10 protein-coding genes are annotated in these 12,835 nt (G+C 70.5%); 8 read left to right on the forward strand and 2 right to left on the reverse strand.

The window, feature by feature from the left end; genetic code table 11:
• The first annotated feature begins 314 nt into the window (after positions 1-314).
• From ACFXHB_RS03320 to ACFXHB_RS03350, 7 genes are all read left to right on the forward strand, one after another.
• Positions 315-1,016: a hypothetical protein gene (locus tag ACFXHB_RS03320; protein ID WP_380571620.1), complete on the forward strand. Its 702-nt coding sequence runs from the start codon at positions 315-317 to the stop codon at positions 1,014-1,016.
• 89 nt (positions 1,017-1,105) lie between these two features.
• Complete coding sequence (locus tag ACFXHB_RS03325) at positions 1,106-2,362, forward strand: ATP-grasp domain-containing protein (protein WP_380571623.1); 1,257 nt, start codon at positions 1,106-1,108, stop codon at positions 2,360-2,362.
• Positions 2,355-3,596 carry an acetyl-CoA carboxylase biotin carboxylase subunit family protein gene (locus ACFXHB_RS03330; RefSeq protein ID WP_380571625.1) on the forward strand — a complete coding sequence of 414 codons (1,242 nt, stop codon included), beginning with the start codon at positions 2,355-2,357 and terminating at the stop codon, positions 3,594-3,596. The genes ACFXHB_RS03325 and ACFXHB_RS03330 overlap by 8 nt, the downstream gene beginning before the upstream one ends.
• Positions 3,593-4,333, forward strand: coding sequence for a GNAT family N-acetyltransferase (locus ACFXHB_RS03335; protein WP_380571627.1), 741 nt, complete (start codon positions 3,593-3,595; stop codon positions 4,331-4,333). The genes ACFXHB_RS03330 and ACFXHB_RS03335 overlap by 4 nt, the downstream gene beginning before the upstream one ends.
• A gap of 143 nt (positions 4,334-4,476) precedes the next feature.
• Positions 4,477-5,817, forward strand: coding sequence for a hypothetical protein (locus tag ACFXHB_RS03340; RefSeq protein ID WP_380571630.1), 1,341 nt, complete (start codon positions 4,477-4,479; stop codon positions 5,815-5,817).
• A 66-nt stretch (positions 5,818-5,883) separates the two neighbouring features.
• Positions 5,884-7,104, forward strand: a complete 1,221-nt coding sequence (locus tag ACFXHB_RS03345; RefSeq protein ID WP_380571632.1) for an acetyl-CoA carboxylase biotin carboxylase subunit family protein — start codon at positions 5,884-5,886, stop codon at positions 7,102-7,104.
• 182 nt (positions 7,105-7,286) lie between these two features.
• Positions 7,287-8,213: a DMT family transporter gene (locus tag ACFXHB_RS03350; RefSeq protein WP_380571635.1), complete on the forward strand. Its 927-nt coding sequence runs from the start codon at positions 7,287-7,289 to the stop codon at positions 8,211-8,213.
• Positions 8,214-8,728: 515 nt separating this feature from the next.
• On the opposite strand, the gene ACFXHB_RS03355 is transcribed toward ACFXHB_RS03350, so the two are convergent.
• Both ACFXHB_RS03355 and ACFXHB_RS03360 read right to left on the reverse strand, forming a co-directional pair.
• A complete protein-coding gene (locus ACFXHB_RS03355; RefSeq protein WP_380571637.1) occupies positions 8,729-10,153 on the reverse strand; it encodes a hypothetical protein in 1,425 nt (474 codons plus the stop codon).
• Positions 10,150-10,758, reverse strand: coding sequence for a hypothetical protein (locus ACFXHB_RS03360; protein ID WP_380571639.1), 609 nt, complete (start codon positions 10,756-10,758; stop codon positions 10,150-10,152). The genes ACFXHB_RS03355 and ACFXHB_RS03360 overlap by 4 nt, the downstream gene beginning before the upstream one ends.
• Positions 10,759-11,282: 524 nt before the next feature.
• Between ACFXHB_RS03360 and ACFXHB_RS03365 the strand changes: the two genes are divergently transcribed.
• Positions 11,283-12,599 (forward strand): helix-turn-helix domain-containing protein, encoded by a 1,317-nt coding sequence (locus ACFXHB_RS03365; RefSeq protein WP_380571641.1) that lies wholly within the window; start codon positions 11,283-11,285, stop codon positions 12,597-12,599.
• The last annotated feature ends 236 nt before the right edge of the window (positions 12,600-12,835 follow it).

A 12,835-nucleotide genomic window follows, 5' to 3' on the forward strand; every position in this document is an offset into this window, starting at 1 on the left:
CCGCGCGGGCGCCCGCGCTATTTCACGGACCGTTTCTCCGGCGGCGCCGCCCGATTTCTCCCGCAGGCTGTTTCCCCGATACCTCGGTAATTCCCCCGGCCCGTGCCCGGCCCGCTCGACCGGGCCGGCCACGGGCCTTTTCGCGGCCGGGCCGGCCGGGGCCATGGTGCCAAGCATGGCGAATTGGCACTGTCCGAGCAGGGTGCCGGTTGCTAGCGTCCTTATCGACGGGGAATGCGCCATTGAGCCGCACATTCGGAGCAGTATGTGGCGCCTCCCCGGCATGGCAGCGCATTGGTACTAGGAGGAAACAAGTGGCAGCGGAAACCCTGGACCGCGAGAAGCTGGAAAACCTCGCGGCCGAGCTGATCGAGAAGCAGTTCCAGCGCGTTCCCAAGATGCGCGAGCTGCACGCCGGCGAGTGGACGGACCGGGACTTCTACATCCGTCACATCACCGAGACCGTGCTTCGCATCCGTCTGAACAACGAGGTCGACACCTACGCCCTCTTCAAGGTCGGTTCGAAGGACGACACCCTCGCCGCCCACCTCGCCAAGTACCTGGCGGAGGAGTTCGGCCACGAGAGCATGTTCACCCGTGACCTCTTCAAGTTCGGCCTGACCCAGGAGGACATCGACGCCACCGATGTCTTCCCGTCGACGAAGAAGCTGATGGGCTACCTGCGCCTTGAGGCCGACTCGCGCGGCCCGGCGCCCACGACGGTCTGGGACTGGCTGGTCGAGTGGTACTCCGACCGCTACAACCCCACCATCACGAACAAGGCCGCCGAGGACTTCGGCCGCGAGTTCGTCGCGGGCACCGCGACCCACATCGAGTTCGACGAGTCGCACGACCACGACGAGCTGATGTTCCGTACGGTCGCCCGCGCGGTCGAGGTGTTCGGCACCCCGAAGCAGGCGTACCAGGACCTCACGACCTTCGTGGAGCTCATCGGCGACTACTTCGCCGAGCTCTACGAGCTGACCGTGGGCAGCAAGCAGCCCGCCGGGGTCTGAGTGAGAACGGCACGGGCGCGGCCTCGCGCCGCGCCCGTGCCGGCCGCCCGTGATCATGTCGCGCACCCGTCCGTGAGGGTTGAACACTGATGTCTGAACAACTGCCCGCCCCGCGCGGGCGCGTCCTGATCGTCGAGCCGAGCTCGTCAGGGGTCGCCCTGCTCGCGGAGGCGCACGCGCTCGGTTTCGAGACCGTCGTGGCGTCGGCGGACGTCGACGACCGTCGCCTCCCGGACGCGGCCCGCGACCACGTCGACCGGCTGGTCGTGGTGGACACCAACGACGAGCAGGCGCTGGCCGAGGTCGCCGCCGCACTCCACGCCGAGCGCCCGCTGGCCGGCATCGTGCCGGGGTTCGAGTTCTACGTGGACACCGTGGCGCGGATCGCCCCGGCGCTGGGCCTGCCCGGTCTGCGCGCCGACACCGCGCGCGGGCTGCGCAACAAGGCCACCATGCGCCGGCTCGTCGAGGCGGCGGGGCTGCGGGTCCCGCGGCACGCCGAGGCCGCGGACGAGCGGGAGCTGCTCGCCGCCGCCGACCACGTCGGCTTCCCGGCGGTCCTCAAGCCCACCGAGTCCGCCGGCAGCATCCACGTCAGCCGCGTCGACTCGCCGGAACAACTGCTCGCCGCCTTCCGCAGCCTGCGGGCCGACCACCGCTCCGACCTCGGCCGGCTCCTCGACGGACCGGTGCTGCTGGAGGAGTACCTGGACGGTCCCGAGGTCAGCGTCGAGGGCTACGTCGAGAACGGCCGCGCCGTCGTCCTGGCGGTCACCACCAAGATGCTCGGCCCGGAGCCCTACTTCGTGGAGCTCGGCCAGATCATGCCGCACCCGGCGGCCCCGGAGGCCAAGGCGGCCATCGACGCCTACGTCGCCGGCGTCTGCGAGGCGCTCGGCGTCACCCGCGGGCCGTTCCACTGCGAGCTGCGGCTGCCGGCGGGGGAGCCGGTCCTGATCGAGCTCGGTGCCCGGCTGGCCGGCCACCGCATCCCGAAGCTGGTGGAGGCCGTCACCGGGCTCTCCCAGGTGCGGATCATGCTCGCCGGCTACACCGGCCTGAGCGCCCAGGAGGTGGGTGCCGCCTCGGCGCCGACCGCCAAGTACGTGGGCATCGCCTGCTTCACCGCCTACGGGCTGTCGCGGTACCGCGCCATCGAGGGTCTGGACGAGCTGCGCGCCCACCCGGACACCCTGGAGGTGCGGCTCTACGTCGGGCCGGGGGAGCCGATCCCGCCGGCCGAGGACTTCCGCTGCTTCCTCGGCCATGTGGTCTACAAGGCCGAGTCGTACGAGGACGCCGCGACGCGCTGGCACGCCGTCCGGGACGAGGTGCGCTTTGTCTAGTCGAGAGATCCCGCAGTACCTGGTCATCAACCGGTTCGACGACGAGTTCGGCGAGTACCACCGGTTCGTCGAGCCGGGCAGCTGCCGGCTCGCGTACATCACGCTGCCCTGCGGCCTGCCGATCCTGGACGAGGAGAACGCCCTCGACCTCGTGGTGGTCGACGACCTGGAGATCGGGACCCTGCTCCCGATCGCCCGGCGGCTCGCCGAGCTGCACGGCGGCTTCGACGCCGTCGTGGGCCCCTCGGAGTACGACGTGCTCTCCACCGCGCAGCTGCGGGTGGAGCTCGGAATCCCCGGCTGGCGGCCGGAGTTCGTGACCGCCTTCCGTGACAAGGCCCGGATGAAGGACCTCGTCGGCGGTGCCGGGCTGCGGGTGCCGCGGTTCTGCCGGCTGGACGCGGCCAGCACCGCCGCCGGGATCGCGGCCGAGGTCGGGCTGCCGCTGATCCTCAAGCCGCGGGCCGGCTGGTCGGCGCGCGGTGTGGTGCTCGTCCGCGACGAGGCCGAGCTGGCCGCGCTGCTGGTCGAACAGGGCGCCGAGCTCGACGGCTACGAGTGCGAGGAGTACGTCGAGGGCGCGATCCTGCACGTGGACGGCATCCGCCGGGGCGGCAAGTTCCACTTCGTCAGCGCGTCGGAGTACATCAACACCTGCCTGGACTTCCTGACCGGCACCCCGCTCGGGTCGGTCCTGCTCGACCCCGGCCCCCGGCTGGACCGGGTCGCCGAGTTCACCGGCGGCTGCCTGGACGCCCTGGACCTCGTCGACGGGCCCTTCCACCTGGAGCTGTTCGACACGGCCGACGGGGAGCTGGTCTTCCTGGAGGTCGGCCTGCGCCCCGGCGGCGCGGAGGTGCCCTTCGTGCACCGCGACCTGTTCGGCATCGACCTGTTCGCCGAGGCGTTCCGGGCGACCATCGGCCTGCCGCCGGCGGTGCCGGCCGAGGCGCTGCCCGGCGGGGTCGCCGGCGGCTGGGTCAGCATCCCCGAACCGCGGCCGTACCCCAGCACGGTGGTGTCCCGCAGCTCGCTGCTGGACAGCGTCGACGAGGTGTACGCGGAGGTCGTCCCCGAGGTCGGCACCGTCTTCGACGGCACCGGCGGGTACGAGCACATCGGCGGTCGGTTCCGGCTGCGCGGCACCGACCACGCCGCCGTGCGGCGCGCGGCGCTCGCGGTGATGGACCGCTACCGGCTGGTGGTCGAGCACGAGGGGCCGGTTGCCCGATGACCTCTGCTCTCACCAGCCCGGTCGGGATCCTGATCGCCCGGGGCGGGCCGGACATCGACGAGGTGAAGATCCGCCGGGCCGGCGCCGGCCACGAGGCGGCGGTCCGCGCGCTGGCCCGGACGGCGGGCCCCGCCCTGCCGGACCGGCCGGAGTCGTTCCACGCAGAGCGGATCGAGGAGTTCTGCCTGATCGAGGAGCTCGGCACGGTGATCGCCTGCGTCGGCGTCCACCGCACCGACGACGGAGCCGAGCTGTACGACCTGGCGGTGGCACCGGACAAGCGGGGCATCGGCCTCGGCCGGCTGCTGGTGGCCGCCGTGCTGCTGATGCTCAGCGGCGAGCCGGTGACGCGGGTCCGGGTGGAGCCGGGCGAGGCCCGGGAGTGGTTCACCGCCCTCGGCTTCACCGAGCTGTCGCCGACCGTCCTGGGCCGGGACACCGCCGGCGGCTACGACGCGCTGGAGACCCTGGGCCGGATCGCCGATCTCCAGATCGAGTTCCAGCGCTCCGGCAGGACGCTGCGCTGGGAGCCGTCCTCCACCGCGCTGCTGATGTTCGCGCAGCGCGGCGGGCTGAAGCCCGAGTCGCTCTGCTGGGCCGGGGTCTGCGGCACCTGCGCGGTCCGGATCAAGCGCGGCACCGTCAGCTACAACACCGATCCGGGCGTCGACCCCGAGGACGACGAGGTGCTGCTCTGCATCACCCGGCCGGTCACCGACCTGGTGCTGGACCTCTGAGCGGACCGTGACCGGCACGGGGGCCGGTACGGGGGTGGCCGCCGGGACGGGCGCCGGTACCGGGAGGTGCCGGCGCCCGGGGCGGCCGTGCGGGACGCGAGTACGGAACCGAGTACGGAGAACGTGATGACGGAGAACCGACGATGACCAACCGTGTGACCGAGGCGTACAACGCCGCCTGCAAGATCCCGGGCAACGGCCTGGTCGACGTCATGCGGACGCTGGCGGCCGACCCGGCGATCCCGACCTGGAAGCGCCCCTACCCGCCGCGCCCCAACTTCGTCGAGGAGCGCGAGATCCGCGCGTTCGCCGACGACCTGACGGCCCTGCTGGGGATGCTCACCACGCTGCCCGACCGGCTCTTCGACGGCGACCTGGACCGCTTCCTCGACGCCGTCGGCGTCCACGGCGCCCGCGCCGAGCTGATGCGCCGCCACGCGCACCAGACCCCGGTGGTCTTCGGCCGTGCCGACGTCTACCACGACGGCGACGCCTTCAAGCTGCTGGAGTTCGGCATCGGCAGCGACCTCGGCGGCTGGGACTGGGCCGGCGAGGTGCCGCGCGGCCTGCTGGAGATCGACGCCTTCGCCACGTTCGCCGCGGAGCACGGCCTGGGCTACGTGCACACCGGCCGCGAGACGGTGCGCACCGTCAAGGAGGCCGCCAAGGTGATCGCGGGCGACCGCGAGCCGGTCGTCGCGATCATCGAGGGCCCGGGCGGCCTCGACACCTTCGGGGCGGCCACCTGGTACAACGTGCACCGCGTGCTGCGCGGCCTCGGTCTGGACCTCCACCTCGGCGAGCTGGACGACCTGGAGGTCAAGGACGGCCGGCTGGTGCTGGACGGCCGCGTCATCGACGTGGTGTGGCGCGCCTTCGACACCGACCAGCTGCTGGAGGACCCGGCGTTCGTCGAGCTGGCCGAGCCGGTCTTCCGGGCCCACGAGGCCGGCAAGGTGCTGCTCTGGCACACCCTGCAGAGCAACCTGTTCGGCGAGAAGGGCTGCATGGCGCTGCTCTCCGACCCGCACTACGCGATCGGTTTCACGGCCGAGGAGCGGCAGGTCATCGACCGGGCGCTGCCGTGGACCCGCTCGCTGCAGCGCGCGGAGGACCTGCTGGTCCCCGGCCGGCTGGACGACCTGATGGCGCGCCGCGACACCCTGATCCTCAAGCCCAACAACCTGTTCGGCGGCCATGGTGTGGTCGCCGGCTGGGAGACCGCCGACGACGCCTGGCGCACCGCCCTCACCGAGGGCGCGGCCGCGGGCTGCGTGGTGCAGGAGCGGGTCGTCCCGCGCACCGAGTACATGGTCGACCCGGCGACCGGCGAGGAGCGGCCCTGGCAGACCCTGTGGGGCGTCTTCTACCAGCCGGACGGCTACGCCGGAGCCCAGGCCCGGGTCGTCCCGGCCGGTTCCACCGAGGTCATCGGGCACCGCTCCATCGACCAGGTCCACACCGGTGCGGTGCTGACGTACTGAGCCGTCCGCGCCGAACCGCCGTACACAATCAGGATGGGTGAAGTGAGAACGTCGGAAGACCACGGAATGTCACACGTCATCGTGATGAACCGTTGGAAGGACACCTACGCCGACTACGCGGCCTACATCGACCACGCCCGATGTGCCGTCACGTACATCACCAGCCCGCTCGGGCGCGGAGCCGTCCCCGAGGGCGCGGCCGAGATCGTCACCCTGGACGACATCCAGGACCTCGCGCAGCTGCGCGCCGCCGTCCAGGGCCTCGCCGAGCGCCACGGCACGCCGGACCGCCTCATCACGCTGAAGGAGGAGGACCTGGAGAACGCCGCCGTCGTGCGGGCCGAACTGGGCCTGCCCGGCATGCGGCTGGAGGAGGTCCTGGCGTTCCGCGACAAGGTGGTCATGGGTGAGCGGATCGCCGCCGCCGGCCTGCCGATCCCGGCCTTCACCGCGGTCTCCGCGGCCGAGGACATCACCGCCTTCGCGGCCGAGCACGGCTGGGACCTCGTGGTGAAGCCGCGCGACGGCAGCGGCAGCGCCGGTGTCGTGGTGATCTCCGGCCCGGAGGACCTGGCGCGCATCGAGTTCGGCCGCTGGAAGCTGATGGCCCAGGTGCGCAACCCGCACCTGATCTGCCACGTCGACGGCATCTTCGACGGCGAGCGGCTGCTGGTCTGGCGCGGCTCGCGCTACGTCAACACCTGCCTCGACTTCGCGCACGGCACCTTCTACGGCTCCATCGAGGAGGCCGACCCGGAGCTGCACCGGATCATCGGCGAGGCCACCGAGCGGTACATGCGCGCGCTGACCGACCGGGCGACCCCGTTCCACCTGGAGCTGTTCCTGGAGGAGACCGAGTCCGGTGCCACCTGCTCCTTCCTGGAGACCGGTGCCCGGGTCGGCGGCGCGGAGACGCCGTTCCTCTGGCGCGAGGTGCACGGGTACGACCTGATGAAGGCGGCCTTCCACCTCCAGCTCGGGGTGCCGCTCCAGGAGGGCGTCGACTGGGCCGTCCAGGACGTCGCCGGCTTCCTGGTGGTCCCGGCGCCCGCGCCCCGGCCGTGCCGCTTCACCCGGATCACCTCGATGGTCGGCCGCACCCCGGGCCCGTACGCCGAGTCGCTGGCCAAGGTGGGCGACGTCCTGCCGGTCGCGCACGGCTACGAGCACGTCGGCGGGCGCTTCCGGTTCCGCGGCGCCACCGCCGAGGAGGTCCTGGAGTCGATCACCGAGACCTTCAAGGGCTACACCGTCACGGCGGAGACCGTGGAAGCCGCTGCGGTGTGACGGTGGCTCGGGAGCTCGGTGTCCGGCTGTTCAACTGCCGTGGCACGCACATGTCGAGACTTCCTGCCAGGAGGGCCTCGACCTGCGTACCGTGACCGTGGCGGACGGCCGTGGGCCACCCCCCACGGCCGGATCCGAGACCCGAGACCCGTGCCCGAGCACCGCGGAAGGACCATCACCTCATGCCCCCAGCGACCACCACGACGGGCCGTGCTCGCAAGGCACTTCCGGGGACGTACGGCGCCGCCGCCCTCGCCGTCGCCGCGATGATCTGCGTCCAGTCCGGCGCCGCGGTGTCCACCTGGATGTTCCCGACGGCGGGGCCGCTCGGCACCGCCTCGCTGCGGCTGGCCTTCGCGGCCGCGATCATGCTGGTCTGGGCCCGGCCGCGGCTGCGCGGCCGCAGCCGGCAGGACCTGCTGTACGCGGCCGCGCTCGGCACGGTCAGCGCGGTGATGACGATCTGCTACTTCGAGGCGATCGACCGGATCCCGCTCGGGGTCTCCAGCGCGCTGGAGTTCCTCGGGCCGCTCGCCGTCGCGGTCGCCGGCCTGCGCCGCCGGATCGACGTGATCTGGCCGCTGCTCGCGGTCTGCGGCGTGCTCGCGCTCACCCAGCCGTGGAACGGCTCGGTCGACCTCGTCGGACTGGCCTTCGGCGCCGCCTCCGGCGCGGCGCTCGGCGGCTACGTGGTCTTCACCCAGCGGGTCGGCGACCGGTTCTCCGGCGTCGACGGGGTGGCGATCTCGCTGTCGGTGGCGGCCCTGGTCGCCGCGCCGTTCGGGCTGGTGCACGCCGTGCCGGTGCTCACCCCGGGCATCCTGCTCGGCGCGGCCGGGGCGGCGGTGCTGCTGCCGGTCCTGCCGTACGTCCTGGAGATGCTCGCGCTGCGCAAGCTCACCACGGCCGCGTTCGGGACGCTGCTGAGCTTCGAACCGGGCTTCGCCACGCTGATCGGCTTCGTCCTGCTGCACCAGAGCATGGGCCTGCTCCAACTCGCGGGCGTGGTCTGCGTGGTCGCGGCGAGCCTGGGCGCCGTCCGCCGCGGCGAGCGCGCACCGGAGGAGCCCGCGGCCGTCCCCGCGCCGGAGAAGGCCGCCGCCGGCTGACCCGTCCACCGACCGCGCGCGTCCGCCCTCGGGCGGACGCGCGCGGTCGTGGTCACGGCCAGACCAGGCAGTACAGCTGGTGCCCGGCGTCGTGCAGGCGGTTGGCGAAGTCCTGCCACTCGTGCAGCTACTGGCCCCCACAGGCCAGCGACCTGGGGTTTGTCGCCAAAACGCCGCTGACCAGCGAAAACTACCTTCAGTAGTTGACGCTGGTCAGCGGCGTTTCTCACCCCCATGTGCCCTGGATGTGCCCTCGTTTCCACCGGTTCTCAGCGCCTTGCGGGGAGGCCGGGCCTGCTGATCGGCAGGTCAGCCAGCGGCGGGCAGGCCACCGCTGCGGTCGTCGAGGACGACGTAGGGCTGCTGCAGTAGTGGCCTGCCGACCCCGTCGTCGGCGGGTCGGGCGCTTGATGACGGCGGCGGTGCGCTCGCGGGGCGAGGGTTCACGTCTCGACGCCGGTGTCCTTGCCGAGGCCGCTGCACACGGTCTCCTGGAGCGCGTGTACGACTCGCCATCACGACTCGAACAGGGGCGGCTGGTTCCAGGGCGCGGCTATGGGTTGCCCCTGAGGGCCGAGCAGGCGTGCAAGCTGGTCAGCTTCGTGTTCGGTGAGGTCGGAGAGCAGGCGCGCCGTTGTACCAATGAGTTCATCGAGGGGAACGTGGCTGCGGGCACCTCGTGCACTGGCCAAGCGGTAGGTGAAGCTGCAGTGCAGGACCGCACCGGAGGGTGTTGGCGCATCCGCCTCGATGACCGCCTCAGCCTGGCCCAGCGCCTCGCTGATACCGGCGAGCTGGGAGTCGTGGACGACGTTGTCTCCGGGGCTGTCGTAGCCGATGCGTCGATCGGTGACGAGCATTCGGATCGACGTAAGTGGGATGGAGAACCGGTCGGCCCGAGCGCGTACCTCGTCCAGAGTGGGCTCGTCATGCCTTTCGGTCGTGTCGAGATCCTTCTGCGTCTGGGCGACGTACGCCCGAAAGCGCGACATTTGCAGAACGAGGTTGCCTTGATCCACTGCCCAGCGCCAGGGGCCGATCGGTGCGTTGGACGTGGTCCCCGGAGCAAGCGCGCAAACGTGACTCTGCCACTGCTGAGCCGCCGGCCGCATGAGGTGCTGAAGGTTCTCCGGGTCGCGGACCGGCGTGCGCAGCAGGAGCGGCAGGCTGATCAAGGGAAGCAGGCGACCCCAGAAGCCGCTGTCAGGAATCTCCTCAGCACCGAGAAGGTAGGCGAGGGTGGATTCGTCCAGGCGGCCGGAGCGTCGCAGCGTGCCCGGGAAACTGGCCAGGGTGGAGCCTCCGCCCTGCCAGAGGGCAGCCATGAAAGCCGTCATCCGGTCCGCGACCAGGGGCACCATCCGGGCGGATACCGCTTCCACTGCCACACGCGTCGGTGCGACATCTCCTTCACGGGCAGCTTCCACGCCGGTGACGACAGCGCTCCTGAACCGGGTGATCGCGGGGCCGTCCAGGGCGCCATGCCCGCCTTCGATCACCGAGCTGGAGATGAGCCGAGGGACGCTGGGGGTGTCCTGGGTGGGAACCAACTCGCCGAAGGCCGGAGTGTCGAGGAGCAGAGTTTGGTGCTCGGTGGCTGACGGCTGGAGGTCTGCCGCCGCACGGGATGCTTCGAGTTGCCCCAGGGACACGATCATCGGTCGGTCCTTGGTCTGCAGCCGGGCGATGTCGTCCTGGAGCTCCGCCGGGTTGGCCGTTGTACGGAGGTAGACGTGCCGGTCGGGGGTGCGGGTCGCCTGAGGCCAGCGGATCACCATGTCCGGGGCAAAGGTGTGGTTGAAGAAGCCTGTCGCGATGACCTCGGCTCGGGGGTCCATCCGACGCAGTTGGTGCCCGATGATCTCTTTGACCCGGCCGAAGGGCTGCCTCGGGTCCGTGTCGTCGAGCGCGGCCATGATCGCCTGCGATGCCTGATTCACCACTGCTCTCCCTTACGGATCAGTTCGGCAGCCACGATGGCTTCCCAGTCCTTGAGGGGGACCAGCGTCTCCTGCTTCTCTGACAGCACGATCAGCCACAGCCGCGATGCGACCATCGCAACGATCTCGGGGTCGATCACTGCCTCAGCGGCAGCCCGGTCAGCTGTTCCGAATACGCGTTCGTGGTGGAGTAGAACTGCCGTCTCGACATGCTTCGGCGAGTCCAACTGCGACCAGCTGTTGGCGCGGAAGGGAGCCCAGGTGATCCACATGAGGTGATCACTCAGGAGGTGGCCGTTCTGGCACGCGACGTAACACTTCGCTACGAACTCGTCGAACTGAGTTCCCTGGTCACTGGGCTGCTGATAGTTCTTCACCTCGGCACAGAACATGTCCCCGTGGTAAGGGGCGCCCCGCATGGCGCCTCCCAGGTCGAAGGAGAACGTTTGCCCGCCATGAGGCCATGCCAGAGTCAGCCGTCGGGCGCACGACGGCGAGTCGGTGTTCGCATACGCGCCCGAGATTCTCATCGTGCCCTCAAGCCACATCTTTGCCCGGCGGGCGCCTGAGAATCCTTTGAGGTGGGCGTCTTCCCCCACTGCCACGTTGATCAGGGTAGAGGACTCCAGCGGGCTCCTACCACCGACAGGGCCCTCGTGTGCTTGCAGGCGATGCTTGGAAACGGCGGCAACACAGCATGTCATCGCACACAGCTTCGACCGAAATGGCCGTTTGGGGGTACAGACTTCCTCAGTGTCCGCTCGGAGGATGGTTTCAGGGGGATCGTCCCACCGCCCTCCGAGGTCTGTCGTGGTTGGAGCTTTCGCCGAGTGGAGCGCCATCCTGATCTGGGGCGTCTCGCTTGCGGGCGTCCTACTCGGGAGGGTGCGAGTGCTCCTGGAAAAGGTGACCGAAGTCGTGCGCGCATGGCATGAGCTGCGCCGGGAGGTAAGACCGCCTCGAAGCAGTGCGAGCGGGAACGTGGACGACCCACCGCACCTGGGACTGAAGTGACGAGCTCAACGGCCCGCAGACCCAGACTGCGAACCGAAAGCGCTACTTTGCAGTCCCCAATTGCCGGTACGGTAGCTGCTTGTAGCTGATTGGGTACGATCCGCGGGGGTCTGCGGTGGGGGGCAACAGCAAGTCGTTCGGAGTGTTCGTCTCGCTCCGGCGGTCGACATTGGGGTGGACGCAGCTACGACTGGCCACCGAGGTCGGTCGCAGTGAGGACTGGATGTCCCTGGTCGAGCGGGACCTGCAGCAGGTCAAGGACCTGACCCTTCTCCAGCGCATCGCCGAGGTGTTGGGCGTCGACCTCGCCGAGTTGATCGCCTTGCCCCAACCGGCCTCCAAACGGGTGAGGTCACGCCCGCGGAAGTTCGCCTCGGCTACGCTGGCGAGCACTTCCGCTGACGAGGAGGACGATGTGCGACGCCGCCCGTTCGTGGCCCTGGCGGCTGCCGCCCTCTTCACCCCGGTCGCCGGTCAACAGGCCGCACACGCCGAGTCGGCCGTGCCGTTGGCCGCTTTGGAAGACCTCCTGCTCTACGGTACGGACCGGGTTCCGGCGCCTCGACGTGAACCGACCCAGGAATCCGTTTCCACCTCGCTAGTGAGATCGCGCTTGGAGTTCAAGGCGGCCAGGTACGACGCCCTCGCCAGTGCCTTGCCTGGCCGTATCGCGGCTGCCCAGTCGGTCGGTACAGCCGAGGAACGCGCCCGCAATGTCGCCCAGCTCTACAACATCGCCGTCCGGCTGTGCATCAAGGTCGGCGACAACAACCTCGTGGCGGTCACGGCCGACCGCGCGCTGACCGCCGCCCGCCTGGGCGGGGACTCCCTGGTGGTCGCCGAAGCCCAACGGATGGTGTCCAGCTCCTGGCGACGCCAGGGAAGTCTTGCCAGGGCGACCGACATCGTGGTGGTCGCGGCTGAGGACCTTCTCGCCGACACCTCCGTGTCCGAGGCTGCCCGCCTGGCCGTCCGCGGTGATCTCTACGCCACCGCGGCCTACACCGCGGCGAAGACCGGTGACCGCTCGTACGCCCACTCCCTGATCCGGGAGGCTGCCGAGAGCGCCGCCGCCGCCAGCCGGGCCACCGGTCTGGCGGACGGCGTCCAGGGTGTCACCCTCCACGAGCTCTCGGTGCACTACGAGCTCGGCGACGCCGGGCGGGCGATCGAGCTTGCCCGCACGATCGATGCCGGCACGTTGCCGACCGCCGAGCGTCAGGCCCGCTTCTTCATCGACGTGGCCCGTGCGTTCGACCAGTGGGGAAAGCCCGAACGGTGCTTCAAGGCTCTGCTGGCGGCCGAGGGGGCCGCCCCGCAGGAGATCCACCGCGGCGCTGTCCGCGGCCTGGCTGGCAGCCTGCTGCGGTACGACCGAAAGTTGCCCGGCGTCCGGGACTTCGCTGCCCGAGCAGGCGTCCGGATCGTCTGACCCGTAGCCGGACTACGGCTCGTAACCCGGCTACGGATCCAGCCTTCGCCCCGACGGTTCACTGGGAACGTCAATCCCCTTCCTCGCTGCCGAAGGCCTCCCAAGCCAACGTTCAGCACCTCCCTGCCCCCTGCCGCCGATCCCCGGCATGCCGCCGTCCGAAACCGGGATCGGGCCGGTGCCTTCCTGACCGCCTCCTGGGCCGCTCTGCACCTGCCGGTGCTCGCTCTTCTCGG

This window comes from Kitasatospora sp. NPDC059327 (assembly GCF_042752535.1).
GTDB lineage: Bacteria > Actinomycetota > Actinomycetes > Streptomycetales > Streptomycetaceae > Kitasatospora.